This window comes from Endozoicomonas sp. Mp262 (assembly GCF_025643335.1).
Classification (GTDB): domain Bacteria; phylum Pseudomonadota; class Gammaproteobacteria; order Pseudomonadales; family Endozoicomonadaceae; genus Endonucleibacter.
Window position 1 is genome coordinate 4,914,275 of record NZ_CP092489.1, and the last position, 23,377, is coordinate 4,937,651.

The window sequence follows — 23,377 nt, forward strand, 5'->3', positions numbered from 1 at the left end:
TTATATCTTACTACTGCCGTCTTTCAGTCGGCGGGCAGAATAATCAATCATTAATACAGCACCTAACAGGACCATACCGGGAAACAGAATCCCCCACCAAAAATCACCCACCAGATAGGGCATGGCTTCCGCCATCATAGTGCCAATATCCGGTTGCTCCGGTGACAGGCCAAAGCCAAGAAAAGTCATGGCTGAAGCCTGGATAATGGCATGGGGAATAATCAGGACGATACCCACCAAAAACTGGGGAGCCAGATGGGGAAACAGATGATATCGGCTAACCCACCATCGGCTCTTGCCCATCTTTCTGGATAAGCGAACCCAGTTAGTCCTTCGCACCTGCATAATTTCGGAACGCAACAAACGAAACAGCCGGGGCCAGTGAGTGAGTGCTACCGCAACAATAACACCACGGCGTCCTCCTCCTAAAGCAAAGGAAAGCATAATTAATAGCAAGAGATGGGGAACAGAACACAGAGCATTAACCAACACATTGGTGAGATAATCCATGACCAGGCTGAATTGGCAACCAAGAGCCATTATCAGCGCAATCATACTGCCTAGCAATGCTGACAGAAAGCCCAGCTGCAGGCTGCTGGCAATACCATAAAGGGAGCGATTAAACAGATCCCTGCCAAGCCAGTCAGTGCCAAACCAGTGAAGAGTGGACGGGGGCTGGAATCTCGCCAGTAAATCCAGTCCATTGGCAGGTTGGGTAAAAGAGCCAATGACCACTAGCACCAGACCTGCGATAAAAACGGCAGTGGCCGGTTTCTTTCCCCTGCCCTTCAACATTCCCGGCAACCTTTTTCAGCAACCCTGACATCCATTAATCTATTGATACCATCCGCCAGAAAGTTACCCAGACAAACCACAACACCCGCCAATACAACAATAGCCATTAACAAAGGAATATCCGCATATAACCCAGCCTGAACCGCTGCCTGCCCCAGACCCGGCCAGGAAAACACCTGTTCAATCAACAGGGAGCCACCAATCAACTCACCCAGCGCCGCCAGCTGAAAAGTCAGCACCGGAATGGTCGTATGGTGCAAGCCATGGTAAAACAAAATATCCCACACCCCGGCTCCCTGGGCCCTTGCATATAACAAAGTTTTTGATTCCATCAGGGCCACCATTTTTTCCCGACCATGTAGAATCACAGCTGGCAATGCGGTGAACGTGAGAGCTGCTACCGGCAATATTCTGTACTTTATCGCGGTGACCGTACCCACTGTGGTGGCAAGCATCCCGGGAGGCGCCACACCTCCAGCAGGCAGTATGGGCCAACGCAAGGCAAAAACAAGTAATAACAGCATGGCAATCCAGTAACCCGGCATGGTGACATTGAACCAGCTGAAACCGCGAATTACCTGATCAACCACACGCCCCTGATAAAAACCGGCGGCCATACCCAATAGCAACCCCATCAAAGTAGACAGGCCCCAGGCAGTGGCAATCAGTGGCAATGACAGGCCAAGCCGGTTTGAAATGACACTGGTCACTGGCGCATTAAACGTCAATGACCAGCCCCAATCACCCCGAACAAAGCGCATTAACCAGTCAAAAAAACGGGTAAAAAGCGTCTGATCAAGGTGCCATTGCTCCACGATCAGCAGCCGTTGAGACTCAGAAACCACAGTTTTGCCATAGCCAAGATAGGCACTGACCGGATCAACGGGAGACAAAGCCAGCAGGCTAAAGCAGATGACCAAAATAGCAATAACAGTAAGCGACAGACGGCCAAGTGCCGGTATCATAAACGAGCCTGACAACTATCGTGCCATTCCAGAATATTGGCAGTGATGGGCCAGCCATGCTCATGGGGCTCTATACGACTCTCGCCCAGATCAAGGCAGGGATTCACACGATAAACATGATCCAGATTCACCAGCCATGCCCAAACAGAATCTCCCTTAAAACCCGGCCCACCTTTGCCGTCATACTGGGCTTTTTGAAAGAACCGCCAGGCGTCAGCTTCCGAGCCTGAACTAATAGCCTTATCAAGCCAATGATCTACTTTTGGATTCTGATACCAGGCAGCATTGTAAAAGCCTTTACCGGCATTCCGGCTATGAAACTGCAGGTACAATTCCATGGGATCATGACTACCCCAGCCAAACAGTACCGGCTGGGTCAACATCACCTGTTCAATACGATCCCAACCGGCAGACTTAACCTCCATCTGAATACCCAGGCGTTTGACCCGGTCAGCAACAGCCAGTGCCAGGCCTTGCCGAATGGCATCACCACTGGCATACCAGAGTTCGAACCGGGCAGGAACCCCTTCCTTTACCCGAAGCCCCTTATTGCTGTCATATATCCAACCCGCCTTCTCCAGTAATTTGATGGCAGAACCCACCTGGTTATCCCGAAACCGGTTGGCTTGCTGATCCCAGGGCAAGCCCTCCGCCAGCCCCCAGGCTGGGTGACCATAGTTTTCCAGTAACCCGGATGCCAATAGCTCCCTGTTAACCACAAGATTGATGGCCTTGCGGATGGCAAGGTCGCTGGTTACTTTATTCCCTGCCTGACGATGGTCACCAGTGACAAAAGGCTGTTTTACCGGAAAGCTAATCCCGCGAATATCGACACTTTTTACCACCCACTCCTTCATACTTCCGAAAGGAAGGCGAGCCTGGGGAAGTGGCACTGATACCACATCAACGCCTCCGGCACGTGCCCGCATAACCAGACTTTCCTGACTGCCAAAAAGAAAGGTGATTTTTTCAAAATCACTTTTAGCACCGTAATAATAAGGGTTCGGCTCAACAATCAGCTGCCGTCCCCGTTGCCACTGCACCAGTCTAAAGGGGCCGGAACCCACTGGCCGGACAGCATAGTTTTTATCATAAAGATGTGCCGGGACTATAGCCGTAGTAGCCAAGCGCCCCCAGAACAAACTGGAAGGTTGCTTCAGGGTGAATTGAACCTGATCATCCCCTACGGCCTCAACCGAAGACAACATGGTCAGGTCATTCCTGCCACCGCTGGTCATGATTTTACGAAAAGTAAATACCACATCCCTGCTGGTAAGCGGCTGGCCATCAGAAAAACGTACCCCTTTGCGTAGTCGGGCATGCCAAACCAAACCATTGTCTGATACAGTAATGTCCTCAGCCAGGTCCGGTTTTAAGTTCAGCTGATTATCCCGCTGCAGCAAGGTACTCTGGAAAAGCGGCGCGCCATACACCCCCCACCCCGTCACCGGGTCAAACCCCTGATCAGGCTCCCCCCCCAAAGCCAGTACCAATGGCCTGGCCATCGCCAAACCCGATAATGCCAATAATAAAATAGCCAGGGAGCTGCTACGCCGGAATAACCGTTTTATCAACCAGGACATCTATATACTCGCAGGCATTCCCGACGGGGATGCCGGGAAGGAAATAAAAGGCAAATAATGGCAGCTTACAGAAGTATTACACGACTGTAGCTGCTCATAGCACGGAGCGACGCAGCATATCGGCCTTGATGCACTTTAGCAATCCGGTATCACACCGGACTCTATGGAGCTTACCTGCCTTTCGTAAATCACCTTCCGCCTGCTGGATACTCGCCTCTATTTGCTGAAGCTCCATCACAGACAGGCGAGTTATATCCTCCAATGCTAACTCTGAATGCTGGATGGCCTTGGCTAAAAAACCATAAACAGCCCCTTTGGTCAGTGATAGCTTATCAGCAATCACTGGAATATCCGTTCCTGACTGAATCAACACCTTCACTTCTTCAACAGGATTTTTCTGCTCCTGAACCGGAGCTTCTACTCCCTGATAACGACAAACCAGTTCCAGAAAAGCATCACCGTATTTTTCCAGCTTATACTGTCCAATCCCGGTAATTTTCCCCATACCCTTTCTGTCTGTTGGTCTGACCCTCAGCATTTCAAACAGGGTTTTGTCATTAACAATAATATAGGCGGGTACACCCTGGTCTTCAGCCAGGGAGCGCCGCAATGAACGCAGCTCTTCCCATAGTTTCTTCTCTGACTCCCGGACAACTACCCGACCAGTCTCAACCACAGATCCTGTCTTTTGCTCAAAAACCGGCTGCTCATAGCGGTCTTTCCGAAACTGGATCCTTTCCTCCCCTCTTAACAAAGGACGACAATTACTGTTAAGGCGAAGCACGCCATGACCTTCAAGATCCACATTAATAAAGCTTCTTGCCACCAGCTGCCGGAATACTGACCGCCATTCAGCCTGTCCCAGCTCTTTGCCAATACCAAAGGTTGTGGTGCGATCATGACCGAATTGACTCACTTTCGGAGTTGCCTTGCCCATAAGGACATCCACCAGATGAGCCACACCAAAATGCTGTCCTGTGCGATAGATACAGGACAGTGCCTTGCGGGCCGCTTCAGTGCCATCCCAGGTGGCAACAGGCTCAATACAGAGATCACAGTGACCACAGTTTTTTTCAAGGGGTTCGTCAAAATAATTAAGCAACACCTGTCTTCGGCAACCGGTCACTTCACACAGGGCCAGCATGGCATCCAGCTTTTGCTGCTCAATACGCTGAATCTGCTCACTGGCATTAGAGCGCGTCTGCAACTGCCGCAACAACACCACATCCTGCAATCCATACACCATCCAGGCAGTCGCTGGCAGACCGTCCCGGCCAGCCCGCCCTGTTTCCTGATAATAGGCTTCAATACTTCTGGGCAGATCCAAATGGGCCACAAAACGCACATCCGGCTTATCAATCCCCATCCCGAAAGCAATGGTCGCCACAATAATCAGGCCATCTTCTTTTAAAAAACGCTGCTGGTTCTCCTTGCGATCCTGCGCCGACATTCCTGCATGGTAAGGTAGGGCCTTTCTACCATGATCACTGAGCCATTCAGCCACTTGCTCAACACGTCTTCGGGAAAGGCAGTAAACAATCCCTGAGTCATCCGGATGTTCCTTTTCCAAAAATCTTAGCAACTGTTGCTTTGCCTGTTTTTTCTGGCTGATCCGGTAGAAAATATTAGGGCGATTAAAACTATCCACAAACACCCTGGCACTGCCAAGCCCCAGCCGATCAATAATTTCCTGCCGGGTTCGCCGATCCGCCGTGGCGGTCAGGGCAATTCTAGGGACATCAGGATAACGATTCTGCAAGCGGGATAACTGCAAATATTCAGGTCGAAAGTCATGCCCCCACTGGGAAACACAGTGCGCCTCATCAATGGCAAACAAACTGACATACGCCTGATCCAGCAGCCGCTGCAATGACTCCGTTAGTAAGCGCTCCGGCGCCACATAGAGCATATCTAACTGACCGGTTAATAACGCCTGTTCTATCTGAAGCTGGTACTGGGAATCAATTCCCGAGTGCAAGCATTCAGCCTGAACCCCCAGCTGCCTTAACGCACCTACCTGGTCTTCCATCAGGGCAATCAGCGGTGAAACAACAATACCCACACCCGCTCGAACCAATGCCGGAATCTGATAACAAAGGGACTTCCCTCCTCCAGTGGGCATCAATACCAGTGCATCCCTACCTTCGATAACTTCCTGGATAGCTTCCCCCTGAAATCCCCGAAAGGACTCATAGCCGAAGGTTGTTTTGAGAATATCGAGAGCAGAATCAGACATTGGTATCCCATTTCATTACTTTTACAAAGCCAGAAATAGTATACTGACTTGCAGCTTTTGCTGACACTTTACCTGTGCCCGAGTAAAATGCGCGGTTTTATTACAGGTACATTATTCATGCAGGATATTTGTTCTACTTTTGAGCAGTTGGTAAACCAATACGCAGTGGGAGAAGAGCCTATGTCTTTTCATAATGCCCATGGTTTTTTAACGGCTCTCGCTATTTGCCCGGTTACCATGGGACGCCCTGCCATGGTGGAAATACTGTTGGATGGCGAAGCAGAGCTGTCGACTGATGCAATCAGGCAGTTTGATCATTGCCTATCAACCCTGGAAAATATCATCGACCGCTCATTTAACGAGGAGGAAGGCTTCCAGCTCTCCTGCGAATCAGACCTGGAAACGCCAGAGGATACCGCACTCGAAGAATGGTGTACCGGCTTTATGGAAGGCCACCTTCTGGATGAAGATCGCTGGTTCCAGGAACATGAGCAGGAAGTCTGTGAACTCTTGCTACCATTAATGCTGGCCTCTGGCCTGTTTGATGATGAACCGGAATTCAGGGAGATTCTGAAAGATCCCAAGCTGGCAGAGGACATGTGCAGCCAGATTCCGGAAGTATTGATGGAGCTTTATCTGATGTTTAACTCGCCAGAAGAAATCCGCAATAAAAAAGAGAAAAGAACAATCAATTAAATCTGTATTTTAAATCGCCTTAAATGACTGCATCGTTAAAAACATGCAGTCAAAAATATGACACAAAAAATAAAAACAAGTGATCCCCTATAATCTATAATTAAGTAACCCGACTTGACAAAAATTATTTTTACAATAATACAAGGATGTGAAAAGATGGGATTCAGCATATCAAGCAGCCAGATACAGAAAATTGCCAGCCAGATCGAACAACAGGATGAAGGAACACAAGTCGGGCTATCAAAATCAGGTGAATTAGTTACCGCTTCAGGATCAAGAAAAGTATCAAAAGCCGATACAAAAAGATTAAAAGAAACCCTGGATATTATAAAAAAACCTGACTCCACCTTTACCCCAAGAAAAGGAAAGCCAATAACGGCAAGAGATGTTCGTGAAGTATTTACTGCTCCTTCTTTAAAAAGATTGCATAATGACCATTCACTCAATACTATTACTAAAAACCCGGACTCTTCACAGGGTATTCTAGAATCTAAAATATTACCCGAGCCTGTCAAGAACATATTCAAGAATAGAGGCAGCAAGGATAATAACACCTTCTCTCAGCTTAAAGAACAGTCTAAAAAACTGGCCAGTAAAACTTTAAGTGAGGCTGAAGTAACGCAGATAGGTAGCCGCTATACAAAAAACATTAAAATCCCTGAGCATAGCGCCATAAAATTACGAAGCCATAGCGAAAAAGAGCCTCGCCGTTTCCATGCCAGTATTCATAGCGATAACAAAACTATTACCACCCAGCACGTCAGAAATGACAATAAGAATACCATGCCTGAGTTTTTTGAGGCCATTTTTGATAATAATGTTGGTGTAATAAAAAACCTCACCAACCTTTCAACAACAGGCAAAGGTGATAGAAATCCTGAAAAAAACTCATCAAAACCGGCTTTTGACTATTGGCCACCAAAAGGCGAAATAAAAACGCATGGTTCATTTCAGGTCAAAACAACAAAAATTGATAAAAAAGATGGTTACAGTGTTATTTCCATGCTGGTAAAAGGAAAAAAAGGCAAGCCTAAAAAAACCAAAATATTCCACTTTGAAAACTGGCCAGACCACGGTGTACCCACAGGGCAGTCCCTGGCTCAATATAAAAATTATTTAGCGGCCTGTGATAAATATTCAGCCAAAATGAAAACTACCAGCAAAACAATGATTCACTGTCATGCTGGGGTTGGTCGAACAGGCTCCCAGGCTCTCCTGGATAAAATGAAACAAGATATTGATAACGGCATAACAACTGCAGAAAATTTTGAACAACACCTCTATGAAAATCTGTGGGAGCTTCGCCAGAATGGCGGCTCTGATATGGTTCAACAAGAAGAACAGCTCAAGTTTGTCCGGGATTTCGCATTGAGCCATCTCCAGCAAAAGATGAACCCACAGTTAACCCAAACAATTCAATCGCAACGCCCAATGCCTTCACCAGAACCAAAGGAAACCTCTCAGCAAGTAGAAATAGAAAGCGACAGCGAAGAAGAACACGATTATGTAAACTTTACTCCAGACGTAACACCGCAAGGCTCACCAAAACCTGGTATAAAAACAAAACAGGAAACCCCAGTCCAGCAGGAACAGCATGAAGAAAGTCCTTATGTAAACTGGAATGGGCCAATAAAACCTGAAGAACAAGCTATACCCTCATCAAAAATACCAGAACAAGACCATCCCAAACCTAAAACAACAAACCTTGATGCGTTTGCTTTATACGACGCACTACCAGAAACATTAAAGAATCTTATTGATGGTTTCCTGACCAGAGAGATTAAAGAAAGCCAATTACCGAAAAAAATTTCCCAACTATCCCCTGAAAACCTGGCAAAGTTGAATGCCTGGGTTAATCAAGCGAAAATAGACTCCCCGAATGACAAACCTATACTCGATAAAGCCAGCATACATATAAATTACCATCTAAATAATTCCAACCGACCTGAGAACATTGCCAAAAATCCATGGCGGCGTCCAAATGATCCGGTACAAAGCTAAAGCTGGCTACTCTTGTCTCTGGCCTGATAATGATGATGTGGGAATCCCATCCAAGGTATCCAGCACATCCTCCAGCCCGGCAATGATCTGGCGGATAATTTGCTGGTAGTGCTTGATATCGTATTCCTGCGTTTTTTTCCTGCCTTCTAACTGACAACGGGCTCCATCAATAGTAAAACGCTGGTCGTATAAGAGATTGCGGATCTGGCGGATAAGAATGACATCATTGCGGCGATAGTACCGTCGGTTACCTCGCCGCACCGGGTTTAGCTGTCTGAATTCCTGTTCCCAATAACGCAGTACATGAGTTTTAACCCGACAAAGCTCACTGACTTCACCAATGGTGAAATAGCGTTTATCGGGTATTACCGGAAGTTCACTCGTCCTGAGTTCGTTCTCCAGCATAGGCCTCAACTCTTGCCCTGAGTTTTTGGCCGGGTTTAAAAGTCACAACCCGACGGGGTGTTATGGGTATTTCCTCACCGGTTCTGGGGTTTCGACCTGGCCGGGCATTTTTATCCCGCAGATCGAAATTTCCAAAACCGGACAGCTTAACCTTTTCGTTGTGTTCGAGAGCCTGACGGATTTGCTCGAAAAACAGCTCGACCATGTCCTTGGCTTCCCGCTTGTTAAGTCCCAGCTCTTCATTGAGCCGTTCAGCCATATCGGCTTTCGTCAGTGCTCCCATTATCCTACTTCCTTAAGCTTGCGTTGAAATCCTGTTCCAGCCTGACAACAACCCCCTCTATAAGCTGGTTCACCTCCTCATCTTTTAGAGTGCGGGAAGGATGTTGTAAGGTCAAGCCCAAAGCAAGACTCTTATAACCTTCTTCAATGCCTTTTCCGGCATAAACATCAAAAACACGCACATCTTTGAGGAGCTCAGCGCTCACTTCTCGAATAACCTGACATAAACTATCGGCAGCAACACTGTCTGCTACAGTCAATGCCAGGTCACGGCGAACTTCAGGGAACTTGGACAGTGGCTCAAAACAGGTAACCAGGCCATTAATCACAGCATTCAGGCAAAGTTCTACCAGATACAGCTCTGCCGGAACGCCCATTTTCTTAGCCAGGGAGGGATGAATGGCCCCCATATGACCAATAATTTTATCGCCTTTATAGATCGCTGCACATTGGCCGGGATGCATGGCCGGATGCTCACCCCGGTCAAAACGGAAACCATTCAATGCACCACCCAGGTTAAACAGTGCCTCGACATCGCCTTTCAGGTCATAGAAATCCGCTTTATCAGAAGCACCTGTCCAGCCTTCAGGCTGACGACTACCAGTCATCACCGCAGCCAGTTTCATATCCTGCTTAATGGCATTCTGCTTAAAGGTTTCCCCTTCCTGAATAAAGGTCAGGCCGGTTTCAAACAACCGCACCCGGCTTTGCTGTCGATTCAGGTTATAGGCAACGGTCTTTACCAGACCTGGCAGCAAAGACGTTCTCATCACAGAGAGGTCGCTTGCAATGGGATTTGCCAGCGCAACCGGCTTGTGCTCAGGATCAAACAGTTGATGCAGCTGGGGATCAATAAAGCTGAAGGAAACCGCTTCCTGATAGCCACGACTCACCAATATACGACGAAGATCAGATTCCTGAACCTGCGCCTCATCCACCTGCTTCATCTTTAACAGGGCTGTAGGTGTAGTGACCGGCAGGTTGTTATAGCCATAAATCCGACCCAGCTCTTCCACCAGATCTTCTTCAATAGCGATATCAAAACGCCAGCTGGGAACAGAGACCTTCCATTCCTTGCTTTCAGTACCCGCAATCACCTCCATTTTCAGGCCCAGACGGGTGAGCAGTGCTTCGATATGACTGTCTTCAATGGCCACACCCAGCAGGGAGGTCACTTTTTCAGAGCGCAGCTTAACCTCTCTCAGTTCTGGCAGATTCCCTTCGCTGACCGTTTCGGTAACAGGCCCTGCTTCACCACCACAGATTTCGAGAATCAGTGACGTGGCACGTTCAATGGCCCGATGCTGCAGCTGGAAGTCTACACCACGCTCAAAACGGTGGGATGAGTCGGTGTGCAGACCGTAGGAACGCGCCTTGCCGGCAACGTTGATTGGGCTAAAGAAGGCACTTTCCAGGAAGATATGACGGGTTGCTGCATTGACACCAGAGCCTTCACCACCCATGACACCGGCAATAGCCAAGGCTTTTTGCTCATCAGCAATCACCAGGGTTTTATCATTGAGTTCAACTTCCTGGCCATCCAGCAACACCAGCTTTTCACCGGAATTAGCCATACGCACCTGAATAGAGCCTGAAAGCTTCTCCAGATCAAAGCCATGCATAGGCTGACCCAGCTCCAGCATGACATAGTTGGTGACATCCACCACCGGATCAATGGAACGAATACCGGAGCGACGCAGACGCTCAACCAGCCACAGAGGGGCAGGCTTGCTGACATCAACATTGTTGATCACACGTCCTACATAGCGAGGGCAGGCTTCTTTGGCCACCACATTAACAGCAAAGGTTGCCTCACTGTCTACAGGTACTTCAACAGCCGCTTCTTCAGTAACATCCGCCAGGAAATTAGCACTGACCTCCCGAGCCAGGCCGATAATACCCAGACAGTCACCTCTGTTAGGGGTCAAATCCACATCAATAATGCTGTCATCCAGCTTCAGGTATTCACGAATATCCTGACCCACAGGCGCATCCGCTGGCAACTCCATCAAACCGTCAGAGGATTCGGCCATACCCATCTCTTCTTCAGCACACAACATACCAAAGGATTCAACACCACGGAGCTTGGCCTTTTTGATTTTAAAATTACCTGGCAGAACGGCACCGATAGTGGCAAAAGGTGCCTTCAGACCCACCCGGGCGTTAGGGGCACCACAGACCACCTGAAACTCTTCAGAGCCGGTGCTCACCTTGGTGACCCGCAGCTTATCCGCATCGGGATGCTGTTCACAGGCTACAATTTCACCCACCACGATACCGGAGAAGGGTGCCGCTACCGGCTCAACCCCATCCACTTCGAGACCGGCCATGGTAATTTTGTCCACCAGCTCCTGGGTACCCGCTTCAATATTGACCCACTGGCGTAACCATTGTTCACTGAACTTCATTATTCCTACCTAAAACGCGCTAAACAAAAACCTAAATCGCACTTTTTACAGCGCGTCTTACTTGAACTGATTCAGAAAACGCAGATCATTCTCAAAGAACTGCCTGAGATCATTCACTCCGTAGCGCAGCATGGCAAAGCGCTCAACACCCATGCCAAAAGCAAATCCGGTATACTTTTCAGAATCAATACCGCAATAATCAAAAACCTTAGGGTGAACCATACCGCAACCCAACACTTCCAGCCATTTAACGGAACCGTCCGCATTTCGGCCCCACTCAATATCCACCTCGGCAGAAGGCTCCGTGAACGGGAAATAAGAAGGACGGAAGCGCACCTGCAAATCATCACGCTCAAAGAACACTCTCAGGAAATCACTCAATACGCTTTTCAGATCAGCAAAGCTGACCTTTTCTGCCACGTACAGACCTTCTACCTGATGGAACATGGGACTATGGGTCTGGTCAGAGTCACAACGATAGACCTTCCCAGGGCAGATAATGGCTACAGGCGGCTGCGCCTTATCCTTGACGAAACGTTCCAGTGTACGAACCTGTACCGGAGAGGTATGGGTTCTCAGCACCGTGCTGTCATCAAAATAAAAAGTATCGTGCATGGCACGGGCAGGATGATGCTCAGGAATATTCAGGGCTTCAAAGTTGTGGTAATCGTCTTCGATTTCAGGCCCCTGCTCTACAGAAAAGCCAATACGGCCAAAATAGTCTGAAATCCGTTCCATGGTTCGGGTGATAGGGTGTACAGTGCCCAGGGCCTGACCTCGCCCGGACAAGGTCACATCAATGGTTTCACTGGCCAGTTTCGCTGCCAGTGCCTGCTCTTCAATGCCTGCGCGGCGGCTGTTAATGGCTTCCTGAACCTGCTGCTTGGCAACATTAATACGGGCCCCCGCTTTTGGACGCTCTTCCGGGGATAGTTTTCCCAGTCCCTTAAGCAAAGAAGTCATCTCTCCCTTTTTGCCCAGGTAGCGAACACGAACTTCATCCAGGCCAGCAATATCAGTGGCTTCACTAACAGCACTCAGGGCACTGTCAACAATTGGATTTACAAGGCTATCCAGATTCTCCATGGGTCTCTCGGCTGGCTCTCTGTGGAGGGAATCATCAGTCAAAGCTATTTCTAAAAAGAGCTTTTGGCTGGTTATTCCATGCGTTAAAAATGCAAACCGCAAATTTTAGCGTTTGCAGGCAGGTTTGGGTAGAGAGGGTATGCGGTTTCTTATGAGAAAAACAAAAAAGACACAAGCATTGAGTATCTACTTCTGATAACAAGCACACCTAAAAAAGCAGAAAATACTGTTTTAGCTATAATTGCTGACAGTTAGCCCCAAGCAACCATCAACTTCTTATAGAGGTTATGACTGTATGGTGACAAAAGTAAGTTATGGAGCATATCCATATTCCATGAAAAACAGGCTGATAAAAGTCTATAGGCTCAAAGTACAGTGTTGCCAATTTTTCAAAGCTTCAAAAATAATCTTGTTTATATCTTTTATTTTGAGCACGATATGTTCACCGGTTTTTAGCACAGGCGATTTAAAAGACATAGTATGTGTGAATAGTTCTAATGACCCAATATTGTGCAAAGAGGTTCAAAATGACATTCCTCATAACCTGGAAAAAACAAATGGTGAGAAAAAAAAGCTCGAAGTCTACTGTGAAATGGATGAAAATGGCTCTTTTCATTGTCAACAGAAAAGTCCGCTAGGATCTGCCCCTCCTCAAGCTAGGCAAAATATCACTGTAGTTAACTCTCATACAGGGAACACTACAGAGTGTAAAATTAATTTTGAGGAAGATATATCAAATACCCAAAAGAAAAGGACAAGTGTCAGCTATTCCCGCATGATGAACGTCGATGATCGTTGGTATTGACAATAAGGCAGCAAAAATAATGAAGCCGATCAAAACTGAGCCGCCAATTAACAAAGCGGAGCTTTAAAGAAAAAATGTCACCCCTGAACGTAGCTACGATATGGCCGGTTATGATGTATCGAATGGAATCACCCTTTTCTCTTCAATACCATGAGTTACTGTGTAAAAAAGCCCCTCCCACGTTTTTATCAGCCAATGCAAAAAATAGCCCTGTATCCATTTCCATAATGCTATACGGACTCCTTTTGAGCGGGTTCTTAAAGCTTCCTGAAACTGGGGACAGCACAGTTCCTGTATTTGATCTACGAGAAAAGCAAGCATCGTCAGATAGGCCAGATTTGTGGCTAAGTGCTTCTCACCGTGACCGTAGTTATGTTCGAGATCGTAGCCTTGATTTTTCAGGGTGTTAAACGTCTGGTTCTCAATATGCCATCGGCAGCGCCCTCCTTTCATGACGGGTTCTATGGTTTCTTCGTTAAGCGGAATATCAGTCACCCAGCACCAGATATGCTGTTTACCTTTTTTATCGGTTTCGACAAAATCAAGCACATTAACCTGTTCTGCATATTTTGCCTTGTTCAGCCTGACGTCATTGGCATAGCGAAACCACCACTTAATTCCAGTCTCTTCATTAACTTTTTCAGCACGGTGAACTTTTCCTTCTTTATCCAGCTCATCCATCGCTTCAACCAGCGAGGCATGGTTGCCATCTTTCGCGACAATGATGTAATGCCAGCCATAACTCTTAATCAGTTGGACAGTGGGGTTGTCAGCATAAAGACTGTCCAGAAGAATAACGAACTTTAGACGTGGGTGATGCTCTCGTATGGTGGCAAACAACCGTTTAATGGCATTTTTTTCACAGTCATTTTTGGTCGAACCGTCCTGGCAAACTATGGCTTCCGGTGCCAATGGCAAGACTGTTTTTTGATCCGGGTGAGCAATGCATGCTGCCATTAACTGGTGGTAGTGAGCTTCGTTGGCCTTTCCCTTATTTTTAGTACAGCACTCCTGACAAGGTTTTTTATTATTGCAGGAGTAAAATAGCCCAGTTCCATCGATCGGGAGCAAGTAGTGATTTTTCAAGTTCCCGCAGTGAAATTCGAATGCCTTCAGTAATCCGCCCCTTTGGACGTTAGACAGCAATGTCTTAAAAGGCTTTTTGAACTCTACGGGATCTATTGGATCCAGGATTTCCCGCATACTGGTATCACAGGGAGCACGTTTTTTTATCTGATACAGGTGCTCAAGGTTATGCCTTACTTCTTGCTCTGTTTTATCACGCTCAAACGAGAGGAGCGATGGGTACTTGAGATGCATCATGGCAAAAGCGGACATGGAGGCATCATGTATTGTTATTTTTCTGGAATCCTTGTTTGGTCGGACATCTGGAATTTGCTCATAACTTTCAGAAATCGTAGTAATTAAACTGTTTGCACAAAGATGCTTACGACTTTTTTGGAATGGATAAGCCATGAGAGACAGCCATTGATAAAGTATCCCTATCAAAAGTAGACGTTATTTTGTGCGAAATCACTCCATTTGGAATTTACTGTAAGCCTTGCTGTTGCAGTGATTTAATTGATGTCACGGGAATAGCTGGACAAGTGTGGCTTATGCAACTACAGTGGAAAATACCCACCCTCAAAGAATAGTCACAGTCGAAAATATATCTGTTGGTGATATTGAGCAGTGTAGAATCACAACTCCAGAAACAGAATCTATAGTTAGTATTCATGCAGATGACCAATCAGGGAAAAAGTCATATTTGCTAGAAACCACAAGCATTTCTTCAAGTAAGAAGAGCAAATATTATACTTGTCAAACATGTCATAAAACATTTTCTACAATTTCTGGACTAAAACAGCACCAGTATGTACATGGAGGTGCGAAACCATTTAAATGTGAAGAATGTGGCAAAGCTTATTCACAAAACAGCAACCTTCTTAGGCATTGCCGCTTGACAAAACATAACAAACCCAAAGGTGCAGGACGGACTAATAATAGCCATAAATACCACAACCAAAGGGAAAGCAAGCCTTATATGAATCCTTATATGAATCCTTATATGAATCCTTATATGAATCCTTATATGAATCCTTATATAATGCCTCTTTTTTCAAACTTTCGTTCTATGCAAGCACAAACCTTATTACAATATGGATACCAAACAGCCAATTCAGCAAGCAGTTCTGAAAGGCAAAGTGGTGAGCGTAGTTTTAGTGGCCATTCGCTCTATCTACCAAATCCAGAAAATTAATCACACCTGCACATTCTATTATAAAAATTCTCAGGAAGCGTTCTAAAAAAGATCAGAAACAGGCTCAAGAGAAGGCACCTTATCTCCAAAGGCTCCTAGAAAAAAGCGATGGTTTTATTTAGAATCTCACGTTTTTGAACAAACTCCCAAACCATTAATGCAAATTATTGTGAACGATAAGCCCATGGCTCTGGATAATCCCGTTACCCTGGAGACTCTGCTGGAAAAACTGAACCAGCATAAAACGGGCATAGCCCTGGCGGTAAACAAGCAGATCATTGCCCGCTCACAGTGGATCAGCCACAAGGTATGTGATGGTGACCAAATCACCGTGATTACTGCCACTGCCGGTGGTTAGAGGCGCTTTCATAAAGCCTTCAGCCTTACAATAAAACACCCATATAAACGACACCCGTATGCTGACTATTTCTGACCGATCATTTCAATCACGGCTATTCGTTGGAACCGGAAAATTCCGCAGTAGCAACGCTATGATTGAAGCCATAAAAAGCTCTGAAAGCGAACTGGTCACCATGGCCCTGAAGCGGGTTGACCTGAACCAGCAGCAGGACGATATTCTATCTCCCCTTGTAGCAGAGAAAATTAACCTGCTACCAAACACCTCCGGGGCAAGAAATGCAGAAGAAGCCGTTTACGCTGCCCAATTGGCTCGGGAGGCATTACAAACCCGCTGGTTGAAACTGGAAATACATCCGGACCCTAAATACCTGCTGCCCGACCCAATCGAAACGCTAGAGGCCTGCGAACAACTGGTTAAGATGGGCTTTATTGTTATGCCCTATGTCCATGCCGACCCTGTCTTATGCAAGCGGCTGGAAGAAGTTGGCGCAGCGGCGGTCATGCCCCTTGGAGCACCTATCGGCAGTAACCTGGGTCTGAAAACCAGAGAATTCCTGCAAATCATTATCGAACAGAGCAACGTTCCCGTTGTGGTTGATGCCGGTATTGGCCTGCCCTCTGATGCAGTGCAAGCCATGGAAATGGGCGCTGACGCGGTTCTGGTGAATACGGCTATCGCCGTGGCCAACAATCCCAAAGAAATGGCCATTGCCTTTAAAGAGGCGGTGATTGCCGGGCGGCGGGCCTACAAGGCAGGTCCCGGGGCACGCTCCCTGGTGGCACAGGCCAGCAGTCCTCTCACTGCATTTCTGGATCATTGATCATGTCATTTCTTGAAACCTTCAATACCTTAAGCTGGAATCAGCTGAAACTGACTATTTCAGGAAAGACAGCCGCTGATGTGGAGCAGGCCCTTGGCAGCAACAGGCTGTCCCACGATCAGTTTCTGGCTTTAATTTCTCCGGCTGCCGAACCCTTTCTTGAAGCACTGGCCCGTAAAAGCCTAACCCTCACACGACAGCGGTTTGGTAATACAGTGCAGCTGTATATCCCTCTTTACCTGTCCAACAAGTGCACTAATGTCTGCACTTATTGCGGGTTTAGTATTGGCAATAAAATCCGCCGCAAAACTCTCTCCATGGCAGAGCTTGATCGCGAAGTTGCCGCTATTAAAGCACTGGGCTTCGATCATATTCTGCTGGTGACCGGTGAAGCCCAGGGAACAGTAGGAACACCCTATTTCAAGGAAGTGATCAGACGTATCCGGCCTCACTTTTCCCACATTAGTCTTGAGGTACAGCCTCTTGAACAAGAGGAGTACAAATCACTCATGGCAGAGGGATTGGATGCTGTTCTGGTTTATCAGGAAACTTACAACCGACCGGCTTATGCCCGATACCACCTGCAAGGCTCCAAAAAGGACTTTGACTATCGGCTAGAAACTGCAGACAGACTGGGCAAAGCAGGTATCGACAAGATCGGCATTGGCGCTTTGATTGGACTTGAGGACTGGCGCACTGATGCCGCCTTTGTTGCTGCTCATCTGGACTATCTGGAAAAAACGTACTGGCGTACACGCTACTCCCTATCTTTCCCCAGACTGCGCCCCTGCGAAGGCGAATTTCAGCCAGTGTCCATCATCTCGGATAAACAACTGGTACAGCTGATATGTGCTTATCGCCTGTTCAAACCTGAAGTAGAACTCTCTCTTTCCACCCGGGAATCAGAGCAGTTCAGGGATAATGTGCTGCCCTTAGGCATTACCACCATGAGTGCTTACTCCAGTACTCAACCAGGAGGCTATGCAGACAGGACAAACAGCGCACTGGAGCAGTTCGCCATCGATGACGGCCGTCACCCGGCAGAGATTGCCACAGCCATTAAAGCGAAAGGACTAGAGCCAGTCTGGAAAGACTGGAGCCATTGTTACAGTCATTGATATAGATTTTCCTGGCTGCAACAGGCAGCCGGGAACACTGCTCCTCAGATAATTTCACCTAGAATGATGAATGACTCTGACCTATAGGAATACAACAGTGCATAAATCATTCTCCAGGAGCATTTATCTCTGGCTTCTAATTTTCAGTCACAACGCAGGAGCAAGCATTTCCCACCAATACCAGCTTACAGTGTTGAATCCTGAAACAAATATCATTGCACTGTACCGCCTAATATCTACCGTCAACACGCACCAAAATCACCCAAACAAGACCTCTTTTAGCTATATATTAAAAGAAATCCTGGGGGCAGATCAGTGGGAAGATCCACCTGATTACCTAAAACCCCAGTTAACACCTATCTCAACCTATGTTCGGTATGACTCTGAATCCATCGGAGATTTACTTGAAAAGGCTCGACTAACAGTACCTGACACTATTATCCCATGGGGATACACCATTGTATCATTTGTATGCAAATCAGAACCAATAAAAGGCTTTCAGCGTGCGTTTATTTATCTATCAATGCCTATAAGAACCCTTTTTCACTTTTCTTCACTACTCTCCCATGAAAACAGAGCCCCCCTGCAATTACGGACTGGACAGCCGTCATAAGAGATAACAATCAGCTCGAACATACGCTTATTGTAATAGACAATAAACTACACAGTGCATACGGCCAGCTTTCTCAACGTCCCCGTCTGAAATACCAGTTAATGCCAGCAAATGAACCCTCCTGCAAAGAGATAGTGAGATGCAAACAAAAACACCAGGTTAAACCTATGAATCTCCAGCAATTCCCGCAGACTTGATTAAAGCCCTTAATAACAAGGGCTGTAGCTTGGTAGCCTCTTGCTAAAATCGCAGACTATCCGGTAGAATTTCACCACAATAATAATAACGATGCTCATGTTGTGCCGCTAACGAAACCAAGAACCATTGCTGAAAAACTGCTCAAAATAGTCTCTGATGAAGCGGGTCAAATTCCAGACTTTCGCAAGAAAAGCCAACATGACAAAATTGTCCTTCATGATGCGGTCATGAGTGGCCTGGCAGTCATGCACCTGAAATACCCTTCATTACTGGCTTTTGATCAGGATTGTGTCAATAACCCAGATAGGCTCAAGAACTTAAAGTCGATGTACAATGTCAGCTGTGTCCCCAGTGATACCTATCTGAGGGATCTGATTGACCCTATCGAAACACGCTATTTAAGGAAGTTCTTTACCCGCCTGTTTGCCTTTGTGCAACGATCTGGGCGGCTTAAGCAGTTCACTTATTTTGAGGAAGGGTATCTTGCGCCTATCGATGGTACGGGGCACTTTTGCTCAGGGAAGATTAGTTGTCCTGAGTGTTGTGTAAAAAAGCCAGGCAGCAAAAATCCGCAATACTACCATCAGTTACTGGCCTGCTGTCTGGTAAAGCCGGGCAAGAAAGAAGTATTACCTTTAATGCCTGAACCCATCATCAAACAAGTTGATGCGTCAAAGAATGATTGTGAGAAGGTAGCGCTCAAGCGGCTATTGGCGAATTTATCCAGAGAGCATCCGCACCTGCCACTGGTTCTGACTTTTGATGACCTGTACTCAGATGGACCGACCATCAAGTTGGTAAAGTCCTTTGGCTATAGCTTCATTATGGTGGCAAAGGATTCAACCCATGAGTCGTTATACCAGGCCGTCGATGAGCTGGATTGTGCAGACAAAGTGGTGCGCTATGAATATACCGATGATAAAGGGTTTACGCACTGGTTCCGGTTTGTGAATGGTGCCCCCATTAACAAGTCACACCCGGATGTGCTGGTTAACTTTCTCGAATATATAGAAATTGATCCAGAGGGCAACAAGAAGTACGTCAACACCTGGGTCACGGACATTGAGCTTTCAGCCGAGAACGTGAATAAATTCATGCGAGGAGCACGCGCTAAATGGAAAATTGAAAACGAAACGTTCAATACACTGAAAACACAGGGCTACCATCTCGAACACAATTACGGGCACGGAAAGCAGCATCTGGCCAGCAATCTGGCATGCCTGACTTTTACGGCCTTCCTCATCAACCAGATAGAACAACTGTCTTGCAAGCTCTTCCAGGAAGCGCTCAAGATAAAAAAGTCTAAAAAGGCATTCTGGCATGCCATACGAGGGCTGTTTGACTGGTTCTGCATTGATAACTGGACAGACGTATTTACAGCTATCATTGAAGGGCGAAGTGTGAGCTTGAAGTTGCTGACTGTCGATACGACATAGAGCGTTGATGTTAGCCCTGTGACCTGTGTTACCTGTCATTAAAACCGACTGCCGATATAGCAGCAGTCTGGCTCTGTTCATCCGCGATAAAATCATTTTTAATTAACTGAAAATGTGCCAGCCGGAATCTGGTTTGCGGGAATTGCTGATGAATCTCTTCACTGCTTTATATAGAAAGCTATCGAGCAAATTCTGGCTGATAGCAAACTCCGAACAATAAATCATTCACGAATCATTCTTTATCTGGAAAAATCTGCTTTTACGTCTCCCTAGACTTAAAAAGATAACCATTAAATACTCAGGTTAAAAGAAGTCAGCCATGAACCATGATGACTACACCCTCTTTCAGAAAGAAATGCAGGATACTTTTCAGTTTATTAATGACTGCCAAAAGATGGAGCTGAGAACGATTCTGGTCGTCCATGGGAAAGGAGAAAACAGAGAGAGGTATGCCCGAAAGCATCCCTAAGGCGAAATAAACTTTATCTTCTGTGCAATCTTGGTTCTACAGATAGGGCATTGATTATTATCTTTATTAATTTCCTCACTACATGCCTTACAACAAGCTAAGTGAGTGCACGGCAAAAAAATAATCTCTCGCATCTGATCCATACAAACTACACATTCATTTTTAGAATCATCCGCCCCATTAGCAGCACCATCTTGAGCTTGGGCAGTTGCAGAGCTAGACGTTGATACTAATGATTGAGTTCCTTGGGATAAAGCCTGTGACTTTGCATGCTTTGTCTTCATTATTTGAATTGCCATTCGCACACTACATTCCAGAGGTATATTACTTCGATCAAAATTAAAATTAGAATATAAATCCATATATGCCTCATCAATCTCCATCTGACTATACCCCTGGTTCTCCAGTTCTTCATTAGCATTTTTAGGCTGAGAGTAGGGCTTAGCTGCTTTTTCGGCATCGGCTGTTGCAATAAGCTGCTTAACACCATCAGCACCATAGCGCGCTAATAAAACAGGACACTCAGGAAAATATCTGGCATGCTCTGCCTCAAGCTGGTCTCCTTTTTCAAATGCTATCAATGAGTGCCGACAAGGCATAAATACAACCCGATCATCAACACCGGTATAAATAGCATAACTTTTAGCCATAAATCCTGTATCCTGAATAGCTGCCCACGCCGGCCAATTTTTTTTCCCTGGATAACCCATTGCATCAGGTTTCCCATTGAAGGTTTCTAATCTCAGAGCAAAGGATAAATGGAAGTCTGGTGCTGGACCATCAGCACAACACACTCCTGATTTAGCCAGCAGATCAATTGCATCAGCTGAATTATTTTTTTCAAACTTGCTTTCCAAATATGTGGATCTGATAAAACCTATAGCAATATCAGGATTATCCCATCCGCCTATATCACTCAACCTTTCAATGGGAAAATGATACAGATTGTTTTTCGCAAGCTCCTCCAGAGAACAACAGCAATTATTGTAAGTAAAATCCCTGGCACCGGTGAGCTGTAAACTTTTTAACCTATTATTATAGTCCGACATATCATCCATTACAGTTTTGAACATTTGCCGCTCATTATTAGGAGGCAAACAAACAGGAAACACCCAAACATTAAGAACAGGGGGAACTGGAACCCGACTATAGAGCCATTCGATCCCTGCTTTCCAAAAAAACTCCTCTTTCTTTTCTAAAACAGGCAACTCATCCATAAGAGAGATATCATCTTTCCTGTACTCCGCCACTACGTAAAACGATAGCAAAGACGAAAAAACAAAAAACAAGCTGAAAACTCTTGAATTTCTCATTACTTTATTCTTTTTAAAACCTATGACTGCAACAATCCTAGTACAGCAAAAAAATGTCATAAGCTTTATTCATTATAAAAAAACCTTACCCAAGCGGATAAGGTTTTTTATGTTAACCGGGCTTTTAAAAGCTTAGGCCAGAGCAGCCTTTGCCTTTTCAACCAGCTGACCGAAAACGGCCTTCTCGTGAACAGCCAGATCAGCCAGAACCTTACGGTCGATTTCGATTGCTGCCTTCTTCAGACCAGCAATGAAACGGCTGTAGGACAGGCCGTTGGTGCGAGCACCAGCGTTGATACGGGCAATCCACAGAGCGCGGAACTGACGCTTGCGCTGACGACGGTCACGGTAAGCGTACTGACCCGCTTTGGTGACAGCTTGCTTGGCTACGCGGAATACGCGGGAACGCGCACCGTAATAACCTTTAGCCTGTTTAAGAACTTTCTTGTGACGACGACGTGCAATGACGCCACGCTTGACACGAGCCATGAGTTATCTCCTGAAAAAATGAAAAAAAGCGATTAGTCGCGCAGCATGCGCTTTACGAGACCCACGTCAGCGGGAGATACCAGAGAGGTACCACGCAGCTGGCGCTTACGCTTGGTAGTCATCTTGGTCAGGATGTGGCTCTTGAACGCGCCTTTGCGCTTGTAGCCGGAAGCAGTTTTCTTGAAACGCTTCGCGGCGCCACTGTTGGTTTTCATCTTTGGCATGAAAAACACTCCGCATTTGGGTCATCCCGCAGGATGCCGAAATTTTAAATGGATAGTAATCGCAATAAAAAAACCGGCTACGTGGTCTTTAGCAAGAAGTCCGTAGCCGGTTTTTATACAAACGGATTACTTCTTCTTTTTCGGGGCAATCACCATGATCAATTGACGGCCTTCCATTTTCGGAAACTGTTCAACGGTTCCGATTTCCAGCAGGTCATTCTGAACCCGCTTCATCAGCTCCATGCCCAGTTCCTGGTGAGCCATCTCACGGCCACGGAAACGAAGGGAGACCTTCGCCTTGTTACCCTCAGTCAGGAAACGTACCAGGTTGCGCAGTTTGACCTGATAATCCCCGTCTTCAGTACCCGGGCGAAACTTGACTTCTTTCACCTGGGTTTGAACCTGTTTCTTCTTCGCTGCGGCTTTCTGCTTCTTCAGCTCATACTGATGCTTGCCGTAGTCCAGGATTTTACAGACCGGCGGTTCGCTGGTTGCATTAATCTCAACCAGATCCAGCCCCGCTTCCTGGGCCATGGTCAAAGCGTCTCGCAAATCGACAATGCCGACCTGATCACCTTCGGCGCCAATCAGGCGGACTTCTTTGGCACGGATATTTTCATTAATCGGCGCTTTCTGAGGACGACGATCACGGAAGCTGTTACGTCTGATAGGGGTATCTCCTGTATAAACATCAAGAAGCGAGTCGGGTTAGTAGTGCATGTAATCAATTAACCCGATCCACCAGAGGCCGCAAAAGCGTAGAAGATATGGCCGGTTCCATAAAGAGCCAGCCTTGTTGTGCTACAGCGGCCAT

At 46.6% G+C, this 23,377-nt stretch carries 22 protein-coding genes; 8 read left to right on the forward strand and 14 right to left on the reverse strand.

Annotation, left to right across the window (positions count from 1 at the left end):
* The 4 genes from MJ595_RS21950 to recQ all read right to left on the reverse strand — a co-directional run bounded on the left by MJ595_RS21950 (position 1) and on the right by recQ (position 5,579).
* Entirely contained in the window at positions 1-795 is a 795-nt protein-coding gene (locus tag MJ595_RS21950; protein WP_263080269.1) for an ABC transporter permease, read from the reverse strand.
* On the reverse strand, positions 789-1,760 hold the full coding sequence (locus MJ595_RS21955) for an ABC transporter permease (protein ID WP_263080271.1): 972 nt from the start codon (positions 1,758-1,760) through the stop codon (positions 789-791). Before MJ595_RS21955 ends, MJ595_RS21950 begins: the two co-directional genes overlap by 7 nt.
* Positions 1,757-3,343: an ABC transporter substrate-binding protein gene (locus MJ595_RS21960; RefSeq protein WP_263080272.1), complete on the reverse strand. Its 1,587-nt coding sequence runs from the start codon at positions 3,341-3,343 to the stop codon at positions 1,757-1,759. The genes MJ595_RS21955 and MJ595_RS21960 overlap by 4 nt, the downstream gene beginning before the upstream one ends.
* A gap of 94 nt (positions 3,344-3,437) precedes the next feature.
* Positions 3,438-5,579 (reverse strand): DNA helicase RecQ, encoded by a 2,142-nt coding sequence (gene recQ / locus MJ595_RS21965; protein WP_263080273.1) that lies wholly within the window; start codon positions 5,577-5,579, stop codon positions 3,438-3,440.
* Between the two features lie 117 nt (positions 5,580-5,696).
* On the opposite strand from recQ, the gene MJ595_RS21970 reads away from it, so the two are divergent.
* Positions 5,697-6,275: a YecA family protein gene (locus MJ595_RS21970; protein ID WP_263080275.1), complete on the forward strand. Its 579-nt coding sequence runs from the start codon at positions 5,697-5,699 to the stop codon at positions 6,273-6,275.
* Positions 6,276-6,310: 35 nt separating this feature from the next.
* On the opposite strand, the gene MJ595_RS21975 is transcribed toward MJ595_RS21970, so the two are convergent.
* Positions 6,311-6,817 (reverse strand): hypothetical protein, encoded by a 507-nt coding sequence (locus MJ595_RS21975; protein WP_263322574.1) that lies wholly within the window; start codon positions 6,815-6,817, stop codon positions 6,311-6,313.
* Here MJ595_RS21975 and MJ595_RS21980 point away from each other — a divergent pair.
* Positions 6,699-8,276, forward strand: coding sequence for a hypothetical protein (locus MJ595_RS21980; protein ID WP_263322564.1), 1,578 nt, complete (start codon positions 6,699-6,701; stop codon positions 8,274-8,276). The genes MJ595_RS21975 and MJ595_RS21980 overlap by 119 nt on opposite strands.
* Before the next feature lie 6 nt (positions 8,277-8,282).
* Here the strand turns inward: MJ595_RS21980 and MJ595_RS21985 are convergent, their stop codons facing one another.
* Genes MJ595_RS21985 through pheS form a run of 4 tightly spaced genes read right to left on the reverse strand, consistent with a single transcriptional unit; the run spans position 8,283 to position 12,457 of the window.
* Positions 8,283-8,681 (reverse strand): MerR family transcriptional regulator, encoded by a 399-nt coding sequence (locus MJ595_RS21985; protein ID WP_263080276.1) that lies wholly within the window; start codon positions 8,679-8,681, stop codon positions 8,283-8,285.
* The gene (gene ihfA / locus MJ595_RS21990) at positions 8,653-8,964 is read right to left on the reverse strand and encodes an integration host factor subunit alpha (protein ID WP_263080277.1); all 312 of its coding nucleotides are present in this window, start codon (positions 8,962-8,964) and stop codon (positions 8,653-8,655) included. The genes MJ595_RS21985 and ihfA overlap by 29 nt, the downstream gene beginning before the upstream one ends.
* 4 nt (positions 8,965-8,968) lie before the next feature.
* A complete protein-coding gene (pheT, locus tag MJ595_RS21995; RefSeq protein WP_263080278.1) occupies positions 8,969-11,371 on the reverse strand; it encodes a phenylalanine--tRNA ligase subunit beta in 2,403 nt (800 codons plus the stop codon).
* Between the two features lie 57 nt (positions 11,372-11,428).
* Complete coding sequence (gene pheS, locus MJ595_RS22000; protein ID WP_263322565.1) at positions 11,429-12,457, reverse strand: phenylalanine--tRNA ligase subunit alpha; 1,029 nt, start codon at positions 12,455-12,457, stop codon at positions 11,429-11,431.
* Between the two features lie 295 nt (positions 12,458-12,752).
* Between pheS and MJ595_RS22005 the strand changes: the two genes are divergently transcribed.
* Entirely contained in the window at positions 12,753-13,262 is a 510-nt protein-coding gene (locus MJ595_RS22005; RefSeq protein WP_263080279.1) for a hypothetical protein, read from the forward strand.
* 108 nt (positions 13,263-13,370) lie between these two features.
* Here MJ595_RS22005 and MJ595_RS22010 read toward each other — a convergent pair whose 3' ends face one another.
* On the reverse strand, positions 13,371-14,738 hold the full coding sequence (locus tag MJ595_RS22010) for a transposase (protein ID WP_263078002.1): 1,368 nt from the start codon (positions 14,736-14,738) through the stop codon (positions 13,371-13,373).
* 133 nt (positions 14,739-14,871) lie between these two features.
* Between MJ595_RS22010 and MJ595_RS22015 the strand changes: the two genes are divergently transcribed.
* The 5 genes from MJ595_RS22015 (at position 14,872) to MJ595_RS22035 (ending at position 20,068) form a co-directional block, all read left to right on the forward strand.
* The gene (locus MJ595_RS22015) at positions 14,872-15,522 is read left to right on the forward strand and encodes a C2H2-type zinc finger protein (protein WP_263080280.1); all 651 of its coding nucleotides are present in this window, start codon (positions 14,872-14,874) and stop codon (positions 15,520-15,522) included.
* Positions 15,523-15,691: 169 nt separating this feature from the next.
* Positions 15,692-15,880 carry a sulfur carrier protein ThiS gene (gene thiS, locus MJ595_RS22020; protein ID WP_263080281.1) on the forward strand — a complete coding sequence of 63 codons (189 nt, stop codon included), beginning with the start codon at positions 15,692-15,694 and terminating at the stop codon, positions 15,878-15,880.
* Positions 15,881-15,938: 58 nt separating this feature from the next.
* Positions 15,939-16,703 carry a thiazole synthase gene (locus MJ595_RS22025; RefSeq protein ID WP_263080282.1) on the forward strand — a complete coding sequence of 255 codons (765 nt, stop codon included), beginning with the start codon at positions 15,939-15,941 and terminating at the stop codon, positions 16,701-16,703.
* Between the two features lie 2 nt (positions 16,704-16,705).
* Positions 16,706-17,821: a 2-iminoacetate synthase ThiH gene (gene thiH, locus MJ595_RS22030; RefSeq protein ID WP_263080284.1), complete on the forward strand. Its 1,116-nt coding sequence runs from the start codon at positions 16,706-16,708 to the stop codon at positions 17,819-17,821.
* 912 nt (positions 17,822-18,733) lie between these two features.
* Complete coding sequence (locus MJ595_RS22035) at positions 18,734-20,068, forward strand: transposase (protein WP_263078000.1); 1,335 nt, start codon at positions 18,734-18,736, stop codon at positions 20,066-20,068.
* Positions 20,069-20,533: 465 nt separating this feature from the next.
* Here the strand turns inward: MJ595_RS22035 and MJ595_RS22040 are convergent, their stop codons facing one another.
* The 4 genes from MJ595_RS22040 to infC form a co-directional block, all read right to left on the reverse strand.
* Positions 20,534-21,850, reverse strand: a complete 1,317-nt coding sequence (locus MJ595_RS22040; RefSeq protein ID WP_263080286.1) for a hypothetical protein — start codon at positions 21,848-21,850, stop codon at positions 20,534-20,536.
* 132 nt (positions 21,851-21,982) lie between these two features.
* Complete coding sequence (gene rplT, locus MJ595_RS22045) at positions 21,983-22,339, reverse strand: 50S ribosomal protein L20 (protein WP_263080288.1); 357 nt, start codon at positions 22,337-22,339, stop codon at positions 21,983-21,985.
* 32 nt (positions 22,340-22,371) lie between these two features.
* Entirely contained in the window at positions 22,372-22,563 is a 192-nt protein-coding gene (gene rpmI / locus MJ595_RS22050; protein ID WP_263080290.1) for a 50S ribosomal protein L35, read from the reverse strand.
* A 126-nt stretch (positions 22,564-22,689) separates the two neighbouring features.
* The gene (infC, locus tag MJ595_RS22055; protein ID WP_263322566.1) at positions 22,690-23,232 is read right to left on the reverse strand and encodes a translation initiation factor IF-3; all 543 of its coding nucleotides are present in this window, start codon (positions 23,230-23,232) and stop codon (positions 22,690-22,692) included.
* Positions 23,233-23,377: the final 145 nt, after the last annotated feature.